Origin of the sequence: Arthrobacter phoenicis, from assembly GCF_047238215.1 — a bacterium.
Lineage (GTDB): Bacteria > Actinomycetota > Actinomycetes > Actinomycetales > Micrococcaceae > Arthrobacter.
Genome location: NZ_JBDFMK010000001.1, coordinates 1,732,527 through 1,747,237, shown reverse-complemented (window position 1 = coordinate 1,747,237; position 14,711 = coordinate 1,732,527). Strand labels below are relative to the sequence as shown.

15 protein-coding genes are annotated in these 14,711 nt (G+C 68.8%); 3 read left to right on the top strand and 12 right to left on the bottom strand.

Going from position 1 to position 14,711, the window contains the following annotated elements:
- Positions 1–70: 70 nt before the first annotated feature.
- Positions 71–1,048, top strand: a complete 978-nt coding sequence (locus ABC337_RS08155; protein WP_412884400.1) for an acyl-CoA thioesterase — start codon at positions 71–73, stop codon at positions 1,046–1,048.
- Here ABC337_RS08155 and dnaB read toward each other — a convergent pair.
- Complete coding sequence (dnaB, locus tag ABC337_RS08150) at positions 1,045–2,430, bottom strand: replicative DNA helicase (protein ID WP_290257154.1); 1,386 nt, start codon at positions 2,428–2,430, stop codon at positions 1,045–1,047. The two genes, ABC337_RS08155 and dnaB, sit on opposite strands and share 4 nt — an antisense overlap.
- A 514-nt stretch (positions 2,431–2,944) precedes the next feature.
- On the opposite strand from dnaB, the gene ABC337_RS08145 reads away from it, so the two are divergent.
- Complete coding sequence (locus ABC337_RS08145; protein ID WP_412884401.1) at positions 2,945–3,511, top strand: hypothetical protein; 567 nt, start codon at positions 2,945–2,947, stop codon at positions 3,509–3,511.
- Between the two features lie 73 nt (positions 3,512–3,584).
- Here ABC337_RS08145 and ABC337_RS08140 read toward each other — a convergent pair whose 3' ends face one another.
- The 6 genes from ABC337_RS08140 to rpsF form a co-directional block, all read right to left on the bottom strand.
- Positions 3,585–4,211, bottom strand: coding sequence for an FMN reductase (locus ABC337_RS08140; protein ID WP_412884402.1), 627 nt, complete (start codon positions 4,209–4,211; stop codon positions 3,585–3,587).
- A gap of 111 nt (positions 4,212–4,322) precedes the next feature.
- On the bottom strand, positions 4,323–5,177 hold the full coding sequence (locus tag ABC337_RS08135; RefSeq protein ID WP_412884403.1) for a PhzF family phenazine biosynthesis protein: 855 nt from the start codon (positions 5,175–5,177) through the stop codon (positions 4,323–4,325).
- 142 nt (positions 5,178–5,319) lie between these two features.
- Positions 5,320–5,772: a 50S ribosomal protein L9 gene (gene rplI / locus ABC337_RS08130; RefSeq protein WP_056736830.1), complete on the bottom strand. Its 453-nt coding sequence runs from the start codon at positions 5,770–5,772 to the stop codon at positions 5,320–5,322.
- 17 nt (positions 5,773–5,789) lie between these two features.
- On the bottom strand, positions 5,790–6,029 hold the full coding sequence (gene rpsR / locus ABC337_RS08125; protein WP_003800144.1) for a 30S ribosomal protein S18: 240 nt from the start codon (positions 6,027–6,029) through the stop codon (positions 5,790–5,792).
- A 125-nt stretch (positions 6,030–6,154) separates the two neighbouring features.
- Positions 6,155–6,736, bottom strand: coding sequence for a single-stranded DNA-binding protein (locus tag ABC337_RS08120; RefSeq protein WP_290257144.1), 582 nt, complete (start codon positions 6,734–6,736; stop codon positions 6,155–6,157).
- A 54-nt stretch (positions 6,737–6,790) separates the two neighbouring features.
- On the bottom strand, positions 6,791–7,096 hold the full coding sequence (gene rpsF, locus ABC337_RS08115) for a 30S ribosomal protein S6 (protein ID WP_290257143.1): 306 nt from the start codon (positions 7,094–7,096) through the stop codon (positions 6,791–6,793).
- A gap of 246 nt (positions 7,097–7,342) precedes the next feature.
- Between rpsF and ABC337_RS08110 the strand changes: the two genes are divergently transcribed.
- Entirely contained in the window at positions 7,343–8,029 is a 687-nt protein-coding gene (locus ABC337_RS08110) for a DUF1345 domain-containing protein (protein ID WP_412884404.1), read from the top strand.
- On the opposite strand, the gene ABC337_RS08105 is transcribed toward ABC337_RS08110, so the two are convergent.
- The 5 genes from ABC337_RS08105 to ABC337_RS08085 all read right to left on the bottom strand — a co-directional run bounded on the left by ABC337_RS08105 (position 8,026) and on the right by ABC337_RS08085 (position 14,686).
- Positions 8,026–9,354: a M18 family aminopeptidase gene (locus ABC337_RS08105; protein ID WP_412884405.1), complete on the bottom strand. Its 1,329-nt coding sequence runs from the start codon at positions 9,352–9,354 to the stop codon at positions 8,026–8,028. The genes ABC337_RS08110 and ABC337_RS08105 overlap by 4 nt on opposite strands.
- A gap of 77 nt (positions 9,355–9,431) precedes the next feature.
- Positions 9,432–10,862, bottom strand: a complete 1,431-nt coding sequence (locus ABC337_RS08100; protein ID WP_412884406.1) for an amino acid permease — start codon at positions 10,860–10,862, stop codon at positions 9,432–9,434.
- Between the two features lie 307 nt (positions 10,863–11,169).
- On the bottom strand, positions 11,170–12,072 hold the full coding sequence (locus ABC337_RS08095) for an ABC transporter permease (RefSeq protein ID WP_412884407.1): 903 nt from the start codon (positions 12,070–12,072) through the stop codon (positions 11,170–11,172).
- Between the two features lie 3 nt (positions 12,073–12,075).
- Entirely contained in the window at positions 12,076–13,020 is a 945-nt protein-coding gene (locus ABC337_RS08090; RefSeq protein ID WP_412884408.1) for an ABC transporter ATP-binding protein, read from the bottom strand.
- 163 nt (positions 13,021–13,183) lie between these two features.
- A complete protein-coding gene (locus ABC337_RS08085; RefSeq protein WP_412884409.1) occupies positions 13,184–14,686 on the bottom strand; it encodes a bifunctional phosphatase PAP2/diacylglycerol kinase family protein in 1,503 nt (500 codons plus the stop codon).
- Positions 14,687–14,711 lie beyond the last annotated feature (25 nt).

Sequence of the window (14,711 nt, the reverse complement as noted above, 5' to 3'; positions counted from 1 at the left end):
TGGCGCGGGTGCGTGCGAATGTGTCATGGCGCCTGTGTCCGCCCGTGGCCGCGTCAGTACACTCGCAGGCATGGATGAGTCCCCCGACAATGCCGTCACCCTCCGCTTCCTGGCCGCGCCCACCGACGTCGGACACAGCGGCTCCGTGGACGCCGGGACGGTCCTCGAATGGGTAGACAAGGCCGCCTACGCCGCGGCGGTCGGCTGGGCGAAGTCCTATTGCGTGACCGCCTATGTGGGCAACATCCACTTCGCGGACCCGGTCAACAGCGGGGACATGGTGGAGGTGGAGGCCACGATCGTCTACACCGGCCGGTCCTCCATGCACATCCGCACGGTGGTGTCCTCGGGCGATCCGAAGGGCGGCCCCGCCACCATGCGCAGCCAGTGCCTGGTGATTTTTGTGGCCGTGGGCGCGGACGGCAAGCCCATCCCGGTGCCGCAGTTCGAGCCCGCCACCCCGGCGGAAATCGAGGAGCGGGACCACACGCTGGCGCGGATCAAGGTCCGCGAGGAGATCGTCGAGGCCATGAACCGGCAGGAATACACCGACGCCGGCACGGCCGAGCGGGTCACGCTCCGCTTCATGGCCGCACCCACGGATGTGAACTGGGGCGGCAAGGTGCATGGCGGCATCGTGATGAAGTGGATCGATGAGGCGGCCTACGTCTGCGCCTCCCGGTACTGCGGGATGGACACGGTGGCCGTGTTCTCCGGCGGGGTGCGGTTCTACCGGCCGCTGCTGATCGGGCACCTGGTGGAGGTCGAGGCGCGGCTGGTGTACACCGGCACCAAGGGAATGCACATCGCGGTGCACGTGCGCTCCGGGGACCCCAAGGGCCACGAACTGAACCTGACCACCTACTGCCTGACCGTCATGGTGGCCCGGGACGCGACGGGCACCTCGGTCCCGGTACGGCAGTGGGTGCCGGTCTCGGACGAGGACCGGCGGCTGCACGCCCACGCCCGGGAGCTGTTGGAGATCCGCGGCCGGGCCCCCGGAAACCGGCTGCCCAACCACCTGCTCGCCGGGCCCGCACCGGCCTAGAAGCCCCCGCCTCCGCCGGCGTCGCCGGCCATGTTGGCGAACCGGGAGTAGTGGCCCTGGAAGGCGACCACGATGTCCTTGGTGGGGCCGTTACGGTGCTTGGCGATCAGGATGTCCGCCTCGCCGGCGCGGGGGGACTCCTTGTCGTAGACGTCTTCGCGGTGCAGCAGGATGACCATGTCGGCGTCCTGCTCGATGGAGCCGGATTCACGCAGGTCGGAAACCATCGGCCGCTTGTCCTGGCGCTGCTCGGAGCCACGGTTCAGCTGCGAGAGGGCGATCACCGGTACCTGGAGTTCCTTGGCCAGCAGCTTCAGGGCACGGGAGAACTCGGAGACTTCCTGCTGGCGGGATTCGACCTTCTTGCCCGAGCTCATCAGCTGCAGGTAGTCGAGGATGACCAGCTTGAGGTCGTGCTGCTGCTTCAGGCGGCGGCACTTGGCGCGGATTTCCATCAGGGACATGTTGGGGCTGTCGTCGATGAACAGCGGGGCGTCGTTCATCCGGCCCATCGTGGTGGCGATCTTGGACCACTGTTCGTCCTTGATGGTGCCCTTGCGCAGGTCCTGCAGGCCGATGGTGGCTTCCGCGGAGAGCAGGCGCATGGCGATCTCGTTCCGGCCCATTTCCAGGGAGAACATGACGGTGGCGAGGTTGTTCTTGATCGCGGCCGAGCGGGCGAAGTCCAGCGCGAACGTGGACTTACCGACGGCGGGGCGCGCGGCGATGACGATCATCTGGCCCGGGTGCAGGCCGTGCGTCAGCTCGTCGAGCTCGTAGAAGCCGGTGGGGACGCCCACCATGCCCTCGCCGCGGTGGCCTGAAGCCTCGATCTCGTCCACCGTGGATTCCATGACGTCCTTGAGGACCACGTAGTCCTCGGCGGTGCGGCGCTCGGCCACGGCGTAGACCTCGGCCTGGGCCTGGTTGACCAGGTCCTCCACCTCGCCGTCCTGGCCGTAACCGAGCTGGACGATCTTGGTCCCGGCGTTCACCAGGCGGCGGAGCACGGCGCGTTCGGCCACGATCTCCGCGTAGTACCCGGCGTTCGCGGCCGTGGGAACGGTCTGGATCAGCTCGTGCAGGTAGGCGGGCCCGCCTATGCGGTTGATTTCGCCGCGCTTGGTCAGTTCATCGGAGACGGTGACGGCGTCGGCGGGCTCGCCCCGGCCGTAGAGGTCGATGATGGCCTCGTAGATGGTCTCGTGGGCAGGGCGGTAGAAGTCCTGGCCGCGCAGGATTTCGACGACGTCGGCGATGGCATCCTTGGAGAGCATCATGCCGCCCAGCACGGACTGCTCGGCCGGAATGTCCTGCGGCGGCTTGCGGCTGCCCTCTGCTCCCCGGGTTCCCTCGATCGAGTCCAGATGCGTAACTGACAAAACTGCCGTCCTTCGTTGTGTGCCGTGGGGCGCCGCCGCCGGCGGCTTCCGTCCCATGCGTCAGGTGTATCAGCGGGCACTGACAGGATGGCGGTGTGGGGCCCGGCTGCCGCTGGTCTCCCGCCACGGTATCCCCCCGGCGGCCGGGCTCCAACCCGGTTGTCCACCGGGGGTGTGGATAAGGTGTGGACCACCGCCCCCTGCTTGTGCACAGCCTGTGGGAAGTTCTGTGGAAAAGAATATTGTTTCGCACATAAAATAGCCCCTGACCTGCGGAAACACTGCATTCAGGCTGTGGACGCAAAAGAATTTTGGATAAGTTTCATCCACAGCCACGGCGGGCGGGCTGGGGAAACCGCAGCACATCCCGGCCGGAAAACTCCGCACATATGCCTGTTCTGTGATGCATATCACTGATTCCGCGCCGCTCCGCGCCCGATCCCCGGGTTCCGTCATACGGCGGGCGGAATATGCTGTGGATAACCCGCACTCCCCAAGGATTGGTCCAGAACGAATGGAAGCCCTGCTCATCCCCCTTGCCATCCTGGTGCTCGCCGCCGTCGTCGTGATGCTCGTGGCGCGGACCCTGGGCCGGCGGCGGAACGCCGGGGCGGAGTCTGGTCCCACCGGCGCCCCGCCCTCCCCGGAGGCCGCCCGTGCCGCCGCACAGGGCCTGGACCAGGACCAGCACCGCCGGGTCTACGCCTTCATTGCCCGCGGGCAGGCGGTGGCCGCCATCCAGGCCTACCGGGAAGCCACCGGGACGGGACTGCGCGCCGCGCGGGACGCCGTCGCGGCGCTGGCGGCCCACCCCCAGCCGTTCCGGGAGGCCGCCCCGGCGGACGCGCCGGCCGAGGACGCCGGGGCCCCGCAGCACTTCCCCTACCGCTACCGGGCCATCGCCAGCAGGGGCGAGGTCACCCGGGAAGTCAGCAGCACCAAGCTCAACGACGAGATCTACGGCCGGATCCGCCGCCAGGCCGCCGACGGCGACGTCGAGGGCGCCGCGGCGGCGCTCTGCCGCCACTCGGACATCACCCTCGACGATGCCCGGGAGTTCATCGCCCTCCTGGAGGACTGACACCCGGCGCTGGCGCCGGTGCTGGCGCCGGTGCTGGTGCCGGTGCTGGCGCCGGTGCTGGTGCCGTTGCGCCCTAGTGTCCGCCCGAGATGCCGGCCAGCAACTGCTCGAAGGGCAGCGACGAGGCAGGTTCCTGCCGGCGGCCCGGCTGCGGGCCCTGGAGCAGGGCCGCGAACTCCCCCGCGGCCCGTTCGATCCGTGACGAGAGGGGCGAGCCTCCGTCGCCCGCGGTCCCCCAGTCCTGGGGGCCGGCGAAGACGCCGGTGGCCGCCGTGCGCGCCCGCAGGTAGCTGAAGAGCGGCCGCATGGCGTAGTCCAGGACCATCTGGTGCCGGTCCGTGCCGCCGGTGGCGCCCAGCAGCACCGCCTTGCCATCGAGGGACTTCGGGTCCAGTACGTCGATGAAGGACTTGAACAGGCCGCTGTAGGAGGCGCTGAAGACCGGCGTGACGGCAATCAGGCCCTCGGAGGCCTCGACGCCGGCGATCACTTCCGCCAGCCGCGGGCCGGCGTACCCGGTGACGAAGTTGTTGGCGATGTCCACGGCCAGGTCGCGCAGTTCCACCACGTCGACAGTGACGGCGTAGCCCTCGCGCTCCAGCCGGGCCTTGGCGGCGGCCGCCAGCTGGTCGGCCAGCAGGCGGCTGGAGGAGGGGACGCCGAGTCCGGCGGAGAGGACGGTAAGGCGGCGGGTTTCCACGGTGCGCTCCTAAGATCGAGGTACATGCATTTGCATCTACCTGTAGAAGCCGGCGCCTCGGCGCTTTATTCCCCTCCGCTTCCCAAGGTTCCAGCCGTTCAGGGGAGGCGTTCAGAGGAGGACGAATCCCTCGATGCAACTCACGGAGCTCCCGCCAACCCAGACATCGTCGCCGGCAGCCTCGATATGGACGCGCCCGGCACGGCCCAGCACCGTCCCCTGCGCCGCCAGGTAGGAGCTGGGGGCCCGGCCGGTTCCGATCAGCCACTGGGCCGCACCGGCGTTAAAACTTCCCGTGACCGGGTCTTCGGCGGCCGCGTCTCCGGGGATAAAGGTGCGGACCTCGAAGTCCGGCTTTGATCCGTCCGAGTGGGGGCCGATCACGCCGACCTTGAGCCCGGCCATCGCGGCGTAGTCGGGCCTGATGGCGAGCACCTGCTCCGCGGATTCCAACAGGACGCCGATCCATTCCGGGCCGTTGACCAGCCAGGACGCGTCCAGAAAGTCGTGCCGGGGCAACCGCAACCCGGCCGCGATGCGGGCGAGGTCCGCCTCAGCCACCGGCCCCGAGCGGGTCAACGGTGGTGCCGCGAAGGCCAGGCGGCCGCCGTCGCGCCTCACCCGCACCAGACCGGCGGCGCATTCCTGCACCAGCTCCCCGTCCTGCCGGGGGATGCCGCCCGCCTCGAGCCAGGCATGGGCAGACCCCAGGGTCGGGTGGCCGGCGAAGGGAAACTCCTCGCTGCCGGTGAAGATCCTGACCCGGTAGTCGGCACGCGGATCCGTGGGCGGCAGCAGGAACGTGGTCTCCGAGAGATTGGTCCAGTTGGCGAATCGCTGCATGGCATGGGCGTCGAGGCCGTCACCGTCGAGCACGACTGCCAGCGGATTACCGCGGTACGGTTCGGCGGAGAAGACGTCGACCTGGGCGAAGGGGCGGAGCCGGGGTGCAGGATTATCGGTCACGTGCCGCAGGCTATCACCGCCGCGGGTGCCGAGAGTGCCGCCCGTCCACCGCGGGGTTTAACCAGAAGGCCCCCGCTCCCGGTTCCCTAAAGGGATCCGGAGGCGGGGGCCTCCCCGTCGTGCAGTCAGTCAGTCGAAAAGACTACTTGCCTGCGACGACGTCGAGTTCGATCACAGCGGAAACGTCGTCGTGGAGACGGACGTTGGCCTGGTAGGAACCGGTCGACTTGATGTGAGCCGGCAGTTCAACCTTGCGCTTGTCGATGCGGCCGAGGCCAGCGGCCTCAACGGCGTCGGCGACGTCGCCCTGCTTGACGGTGCCGAACAGGCGGCCGGTTTCGCCGGCCTTGACGACGAGCTTGACCGGCTTGGCCTGCAGAGCCGCAGCCTGCTTCTGAGCGTCTTCCAGGGAAGCGTGCTCGCGGGCGGCGCGGGCGGCCTTGATGGACTCAACCTGCTTCTCGCCACCCTTGGACCAGGTCAGGGCGAAGTTGCGGGGCAGCAGGTAGTTACGGGCGTAACCGTCCTTGACCTCGACAACGTCGCCAGCAGCACCGAGACCGGTGACTTCGTGGGTCAGAATGAGCTTTGCCATGTTAGTTAATCCCTTCCTTAGCCGCGGCCAGCGCCGGAGTAAGGCAGCAGAGCAACTTCGCGGGCGTTCTTGATTGCCTGTGCGATCTTGCGCTGTTCCTGGACCGTGACGCCGGTGACGCGACGGGCGCGGATCTTGCCGCGGTCGGAGATGAACTTGCGCAGCAATGCTACGTCCTTGTAGTCGATGACAGTGATGTCAGCGGCCTTCAAGGGGTTGGACTTTGGTTTGGGCTTACGGAGTTCAGCCTTAGCCATCGTGGAGCTCCTATTCGATGGAGCCCGTGGATATTGATCCACGGGATGGTGGTGATCCGCCGCCGTTCTCTCGCGGCCGCCCTGGGGCGGCCGTGCGGGTCCGGCGTCGGACCTTTATATGGTGTTTAGAAGGGAGGTTCGGAATCCGGGCCGTTGCCCCAGCCGCCGGCATTGCTGACCCCGGGCGTTGCCCACGGATCATCCTGCGCAGCCTGCTGGCCGCCGCCCCAGTTTCCACCCGAGTTGCCGCCCTGGTTTCCACCAGAGTTGCCACCGAAACCGCCGCTGTTGCCGCCGCCGAAGCCACCCTGGCCGCCGTTTCCGGCGCCACCCCCGCCGGAGCGCTGGGTGCGGTTGACCTTGGCGTTGGCGTAGCGCAGGCTGGGGCCGATCTCGTCGACTTCCAGCTCGATAACGGTGCGCTTCTCGCCTTCCTTGGTTTCGTAGGAACGGCTCTTCAAGCGGCCGGAAACGATCACGCGCATGCCCTTGGTCAGGGACTCGGCGACGTTTTCGGCTGCTTCACGCCAGACCGAAGCGCGGAGGAACAGGGTTTCCCCGTCCTTCCACTCGTTGGACTGGCGGTCGAACGTGCGGGGCGTAGAAGCGATGGTGAAGTTCGCTACTGCCGAACCTGACGGGGTGAACCTCAGTTCGGGGTCATTGGTGAGATTACCGATGACCGTAATAGTGGTCTCGCCTGCCATCTACTGCCTCCTTGTTCGTTCCTACGGGGTTAAAGATTGAGGGGTGGAGCTGAATTACTCAGCAACAACCTTCTGCTCTTCGGGGCGGATGATCTTGGTGCGCATGATGGTCTCGTTGAGACTCAGCTGGCGGTCAAGTTCCTTGGCGGTAGCCGGCTCAGCGGTGAAGTTCACCACGGCGTAGATACCTTCGGACTTCTTCTGGATTTCGTAAGCCAGTCGACGACGGCCCCAGATGTCAACCTTTTCGATGGTTCCACCATCGTTGGTGATGACGTTCAGGAACTTCTGAAGCGACGGCTCAACGGTACGCTCTTCGACCTCGGGGTCGATGATTACCATCAATTCGTAAGGACGCATATGTGAACCCACCTCCTTTGGGCTAAGCGGTTACGGCATTTCCGTAACAGGAGGTTCATTTGCGGTGACTGCACGGCCGCGCACCCGGAACGGGGACGTGACGCAGCACAGACTTCAATAGCTTAGTGCATCCGGGGTGCTTTCGGCGACTCTGCACCCACCGTAATCCCGCTCGGGGCGGCGGGGAAGCGGGCCCGCGGCGGTGTGGATAACTTCCGGCCAAGGTCCCTGTGCCATGATCTGCTCATGACCCCGGCCACCGCCCCGCAGTCCACCGGCTTCCCCGTCCGCCGCAGCCGGCTCCGTTTCATCGTCATGCTCGCCGCCGGGCTGGTGTCCGGCGTCGCCTCCGGCCTGGGCGGCCGGTGGGTGGAGGCGCCGGCGGTGGGATGGAGCGTCGCGGCCTTCATCTACATCGCCTGGGTGTGGATCGTGATCGGCCGGCTGGACGCGGCGGGGACCCGGGCACACGCCACCTCGGAGGACCCCTCGCACCGCGTGACGGACCTGATGATCCTCGCCGCCAACCTGGCGAGCCTGGCGGCCGTTGCCGCCGTCGTCATCGATTCGCACAGCGGCAGCGGCGGGTTCCGGCTGGCCGGCGGGCTGCTGGCCCTGGCCTCCACGGCGCTGTCCTGGATGCTGGTGCAGACGCTCTTCACCCTGCGCTACGCCGCGCTGTACTTCAGCACCTCGGCCAGGGCGGGGGCCGCGGTGGGCGGCATCGACTTCAACCAGCCGGAGCCGCCGCAGTACACGGACTTCGCCTACCTCGCCACCAGCCTGGGCATGACCTACCAGGTCTCGGACACCGCCTTGAAGAACCACGCTATCCGGGCCGAGGCCCTCAAGCACAGCCTGCTCTCCTACCTTTTCGGCACTGTGATCCTCGCCGCCACCATCAACGTGGTGATCGGCCTCGCCAGCTCCTAGCCGGCCTGACCGGCGCCGGTGCGGAAGAAAGCGCCCGTGACCGTGGCCAGCCGGTGCGGGTCCTCGACGCCGCAGAGTTCCCGCGCGGAGTGCATCGAGAGCAGCGGGACCCCGACGTCGACGGTGCGGATGCCCAGGCGGGTGGCGGTCAGCGGGCCGATCGTGGAGCCGCACGGCATCACGTTGTTGGAGACGAATTCCTGGTACGGGACGCCGGATTCGGCGCAGAGCCGCGCCCAGAGGGCCGCTCCGGTGGCGTCGGTGGCGTAGCGCTGGTTGGCGTTGATCTTCAGCAGCGGGCCGCCGTTCAGGACCGGCCGGTTGGCCGGATCGTGCCGTTCGGGGTAGTTCGGGTGCACGGCGTGGCCGGCGTCCGCGGAGACGCAGAAGGACGCGGCGAAGGCCTGCCGGCGCTGGCTGGCGGTGGCGCCGAGGCCGTCGGAGATGCGGACCAGGACGTCCTCGAGGACCGGGCCGCAGGCGCCGGAGCGGGAAGCGGAGCCGATTTCCTCGTGGTCGAAGGCGGCGAGGACGGCGATCGGTCCGTCCGCCGGGACGGCCCCCGCGGCGTGCGCGATCAGGGCGGTGAGGCCGGCGTGCGTGGCGGAGAGGTTGTCGAGGCGGCCGGAGGCGAAGAACTCGCCGCGGGCACCGAAGACGGCCGGGGGCTGGGTGTCGGCGATGACGACGTCGTAGCCGCCGATCTGCGCGGGGTCCACCGTGGCGCCGTCGACCCGGTCCGCGAGCAGGGCCAGGAGGTCGGAATCTGCCGGGTCGCCGAGGCCGTAGACCGGGTTCATGTGCTGCTGCTTGTCCAGGGCGAGGCCGTCGTTGACGGCGCGGTCCAGGTGGATGGCCAGCTGGGGGAACCGCAGCAGCGGACCGGTGGCGGTGAGGTGTTCGGCGCCGTCGAGCATCACCAGGCGGCCGGCGAGCTGCAGTTCCCGGTCCAGCCAGGAGTTCAGCAGCGGCCCGCCGTAGACCTCCACGCCGGCCTGGAGCCAGCCGAACTTGCCGGTGCTGGGCTTGGGCTTGAGTTTGAAGGAGGGCGAGTCGGTGTGGGCGCCGAGGATGTTGAAGCCGGTGACGGGACCGGCCCCTTCCGGGACAACCCAGGCGATCAGGGCGCCGTCGCGCAGCATGTAGAACCGGCCGGTGCCGGCGCCGGATTCCGCGGCGGCGGGCCACGGCTGCAGTTCGTCGAGGGCGGTGAACCCGGCCTCGTCCAGGCGGCGGGCGGCCTCGTGGACGGCGTGGAAGCTCGACGGGGAGGCGCTGACGTACGCGCCGAGGTCCTGGATGTGCTCTGCTGCGGTGGAAGACATGGCTCCGAGTCTAACCGGAGCCCGTTCTTCCCCCGCCGGCCTGCGGCGACGCGGCGGCGGGGGAGGAACGGCTGGATTTACTTGGCCGGGCCGGTGACGGCGGGCGCGCCGTCGGTGACCTCGGCGGAGTTCCGGGCGGTGGCATCATCCGCGGCGACGTGGCCCCGGCCGCGGTAGCGGAAGAGTCCGATGCCGACCACGACGGCGGCGAGGGCCAGCGAGAGCAGCAGCGACTCGCGGGTACTGTCCAGGATCACCATGCCGATCAGCAGCGCCACGATGCTGATGATCGCGGCCCAGGTCAGGTAGGGGAAGAGCCACATCTTCAGCTGCAGTTCGCTGGCGGCGGCGCCCATCCGGCGGCGGAGGATCAGCTGCGAGACGGCGATGACGAGCCAGACGAACAGGGCGATCGCGCCGGAGGTGTTGACCAGGAAGAGGAACACGGTGTCCGGGGCGATGTAGTTCAGGCCCACGGTGATGAAGCCGACCACGGTGGAGGCCAGCACGGCGCCGGCCGGGACGCCGCGCTTGGAGATCCGCATCCAGGACTTGGGGGCGTCACCGCGGCGGGAGAGGGAGAAGAGCATCCGGCTGGCGGTGTAGAGGCCGGAGTTGAGGCAGGACAGGACCGAGGTGAGGACCACGATGTCCATGATGGTTCCGGCGCCGGGGATGCCGAAGAGTTCGATCACGGCGACGTACGGGCTCTTCGCGACGGAGGCGCTGTTCCAGGGCAGCAGGGTCACGACGATGGCGATGGAGCCGATGTAGAAGACCAGGATGCGCCACACCGTGGACTTCACGGCCTTCTTGACGGCGTCGACGGGGTTCTCGGATTCGCCGGCGGCGATCGTGGCGATTTCGGCACCGAAGAAGGAGAAGACAACCACCAGGATGCCGGCCAGGACGGCCCCCGGTCCGTTGGGCATGAAGCCGCCCTTGTTGACCAGGTTGTCCAGGCCCGGGGCGGGGACGCCGGGGATCAGGCCGAGGATGGCGGCGACGCCGAAGAGCAGGAAGAGGACGATCGCGGCGACCTTGATGGAGGCGAACCAGAATTCGAACTCACCGTAGGACTTCACCGAGCCGAGGTTTGTCAGCGTCAGCAGGATCATCAGGGCCAGGGCCCAGACCCACTGGTCAATGCCGGGCACCCAGCGGTGCATGATCGCGGCGCCGGCCGTGGCCTCGATGCCGAGGACGATGATCCAGAACCAGGCGTAGAGCCAGCCGATGCTGAACCCGGCCCAGCGGCCCAGGGCCTTGTCAGCGTAGGTAGAGAAGGAACCGGTTTCCGGGTTTGCCGCGGCCATTTCGCCGAGCATCCGCATGACGAGGATGACGACGAGGCCGGCGGCCAGGTAGGCGACCAGGATGCCCGGGCCGGCCTGCTGGATGGCGGCGCCGGAGCCGACGAAGAGCCCGGCGCCGATGACGCCGGCAATGGCGATCATCGAGAGGTGCCGGGGTTTGAGGGACTTGGAGAGTTGCTGGTCAGCCTGCATGAAGCGCCGTCCTTTGTGGGTGGTCTAGGTCCGGGCCGCACGCCGGGCTCAGGGGCCGGGGGCGTGTGCTGCGGACCACAAGGTCGTTTCACAGTAGACCGGCAGCGGAAGGCGGTGTCCTGTGCAATCCCACAGATTACGGTGCGTGATTTCGGGCGCGGTTCCAGCCCGGGGGCCCGGCGGTCAAAGCCTGTTGCCTCTCAGGCAATTTTGAAGTGTGCCTGAAACCACTGCTTCAGGCTCTGCCGGGCCCGCGGTGAAGCTACCCGCGGGTACCCCGGAGGGGGCACCGGCGGATAGCTCCGGTTTAGACGTCGCGCTTCTTCAGCAGGAAGCCGGCCAGGACCAGCGGGATGACCACCCAGGCGCCGAGCACCAGCGCGGCCTGCCACGCCTCGAGGGTGTCAGGGATGTGCTGGGACGCGGTCATGGGGGTCAGTGTGCTGTCCGGTGTGTACTTGCGCAGTTCCTTGACCACATCGCCCTGGATGATCTGAAGGGCGATCGGCAGCACGAAGAACAGTCCCACCAGGGCCATGATGCCACCGGCCGAGTTGCGCAGCAGTGCCCCGAGCGCCAGGCCGATGGCGGCGACGGCGGCCACGTAGGCGCTGTTGATCAGCAGGGTGCGCCAGTAGTGGTCGCTGGAGACATCCAGGGTGTGGCCGTACTGCTCGAAGATCGGCACCGCCACGAGTCCGGAGATGTAGAGCGACACCGCGGTGACAACAAACGCGGCGACGGCCACGACGAGCAGCTTGGCCACGAACGCCGGGATGCGGCGCGGCACGGCCGTGAACGTGGAGCGCGCCATGCCGGTGGTGAACTCCGAGCTGATGATCAGGACCGCCAGGGAACCGAGGATCAACTGGGCAAACGAGATTCCGGCACCCGGGGCCGACGCGGCGATGTCACCCTGGGCGGCCAGCGCGGCGGAGCGCTGGGGATCGGCGCCGGAGGACTGGAGGGCCTGGCCGATGCCCCAGGACGCGAGGGCGCCGATGCCCACGATGACCGCGGCGGTGGCGACCAGCAGGATCACGGTCGAGAGCAGGGAGCGGAACTTGATGAATTCGGCGTTGAGGACCCGCGGGAAGCTGGGGCCGGGCCCGGTGCTAAGGCCGGCGGGGCGTCCGCTGCCGCCGGCGGCATGAGCCGGGCCGCCGGGTCCGCGGCGGGAGGGCGTGGGGTCGATGGTGGTGGAGCTCATGGTTCAGTTGCCTCCGGCCTGGGCGGGGGCGGTGTCGCCCGTGGTGATCAGCGAGTGGTATTCGACCTCGTCCTTGGTCAACTCCATGTAGGCCTCCTCGAGGCTGGCGCGGAGCGGGGTGAGTTCGTAGATCATGACGCCGTGCTCCAGCGCGGTCCGGGCGATCCGGCGCGGTTCCAGGCCCGTGACCTCGAGCAGTTCGTTCTCCTGGCCGTCCACGGTGGCGCCGTCGGCGGTGAGCAGGCGCGTCAGTTCGGCGCCCTGGTCGGTGCGGACCCGCACCCTGCCGCGGTCCTTGCCCGTGATGATGTCCTGGATCGGCGCGTCGGCGATGATCCGGCCGCGGCCGATCACGATCAGGTGGTCCGCGGTGACGGCCATTTCGCTCATCAGGTGGCTGGAGAGGAACACCGTGCGCCCCTCGGAGGCCAGGTACTTGACCAGGTTGCGGACCCAGACCACGCCCTCGGGGTCCAGGCCGTTGACCGGCTCGTCCAGGATGACGGTGCGCGGGTCGCCCAGCAGCGCGGCGGCGATGCCGAGCCGCTGGCCCATGCCGAGGGAGAAGCCGCCCACCTTCTTGCGCGCCACCTCGCCGAGGCCGGTCATCTCGATGACTTCCCGGACCCGTTGCTTCGGGATGCCGTGGGTGGCGGCCATGGCCAGCAGGTGGTTGTAGGCGGAGCGGCTGGTGTGGACGGCCTTGGCATCGAGCAGGGCGCCGACGTCGCGCAGCGGCGCGGCGTGCCGGGCGTACGGGACGCCGTCGACGGTCACGGTGCCCGACGTCGGGCGGTCCAGTCCCATGATCATCCTCATGGTGGTCGACTTCCCGGCCCCGTTAGGGCCCAGGAAGCCGGTGACCCGTCCCGGCTGGACGGTGAAATCAACTCCGGCGACGGCGGTTTTGTCGCCGTAGACCTTCGTCAGGCCTCTGGCCTCGATCATGGAAGCGGTCCTTTGCGTAGCGGTGGCTGTATGGTCCCCACGCTACCCATGCTGTCCGCCAACCGAACCGGTTTGGCAACGGTTTAAGGGATGTTTCAGGGTCGACTCAGGGTCCCGGCACTGGGGCCCTCGGCCTTTGGTCCACCGCGGCCGGGACTTCCCGTCAGTCCTGGTCCCGCGGCGTGTAGTAGACCAGGCCGCCGGGCTGGACCGAGAACTCCACGGCCCGGACTCCGGGCATGACCTCCCCGTCGACGGCCAGCACCATGGTGGGTCCGGCGGGTTCCACCCGGATCCGGGTGGCCTCGCGCAGGTGCGTGATGCCCGAGGTCGCCACCGTCCCGGTCAGCACCGCCCAGAGCAGGCGGAGCCGGGCAAAGGACTCGTCCGCGGTGATCATCCGGAGGTCCAGGACGCCGTCGTCGAGCACCGGTCGGACCAGCGGTGCGTGGTCACGCGGGTAGTAGCGGCCGCGGCCCACGTAGAGGATCCAGAGTTTGTGCCGCACCCCGTCCACCACCAGGGTGCTGGGTGTTCCGGCGGCGAAGGTCCGGAACATGGCCACGACGCCGGCCAGCGGCTTGCCGAGGGCGGGCTGGAGCTGTTCGCGGCGCCGGACCAAGTTGGGGTGGAGCCCGATGCTGGCGGTGTTGAGCATGGTCAGGTGCTGCCGGACCGGGTCGTCCGGGAGGCCGCGTTCCACCGCGACGTGGCCGATGTCGGCGCGGGCGGCCTCGCCCCGGGTTGCGGCGTCGACGGCGGCCTGGAGGGTGGGGGTGCCGGCGTCGCGGGCGAAGTGGTTCAGGGTGCCGCCGGGCAGGACCAGCAGCGGGAGGGAGTGTTCGACGGCGGCGGCCGCGGCGGTGCCGACCGTGCCGTCCCCGCCCCAGACTCCGAGGGCTTTGATCCCCTCCCGCCGGGCCACCGCCTGGATTTCGGCGTCGACGTCCTCGCCGGCCTGGATTTCCTTGATGTACGCCTTGGGGAATACTTCCTGGAGGGCGGCGGCGGTCTGGTCCGCGTAGGAACCGCCGAGGGTGTTCACGGCGATGCCGAGCCCCTCGCCGTCGGGCAGCCGGTTGGCCTCCACGGGGGTGCGGCGGACGGCGGGAAACGGCGGCCGGACCGGCCACCAGCGCCGGGTCACGAGGGCCGCCCCGGCACCGATCGCGGAGCCGAAGAAGACGTCCGAGGGCCAGTGCGCCCCGGTGTGCACCCGTGAGTAGGCCACTCCGGCGGCGACCGGGGCCAGGGCGGCGCCCAGGGCCGGCCGGACCAGGCCTACCCCTACGGCGAAGGCCACGGCGGAGGCCGAATGCCCCGACGGCATGGAGGAGCTGGTGGGCTGCGGGTTCACGAACCGGAAGGTCGGCAGGTGTTCGGGCAGGGGCCGCTGGCGGGGCAGCAGCGACTTGAAGACCACGTTCGTCACGGCGGACGCCACGCCCTGGGCCAGCAGTCCGTGCAGGGCGGCCCGGCGGGTCTTGCCGGGGACCAGGGCCAGGCCGGCGGCGATCCCGATCCAGAGCTTGCCGTGGTTGGCGGCGGCGGAGAGGTTCCGGAAGAAATCGTCGTGGCTGCCGTGGGGGAGCCGCGAGACCTTCCGCACCAGCCGGCGGTCCAGCTTCTCAAAGTGGCGCGGGGTTTTGGCCAGCATGCTTCGCATCTGCCCACCTTACTGCCGGCCCGGC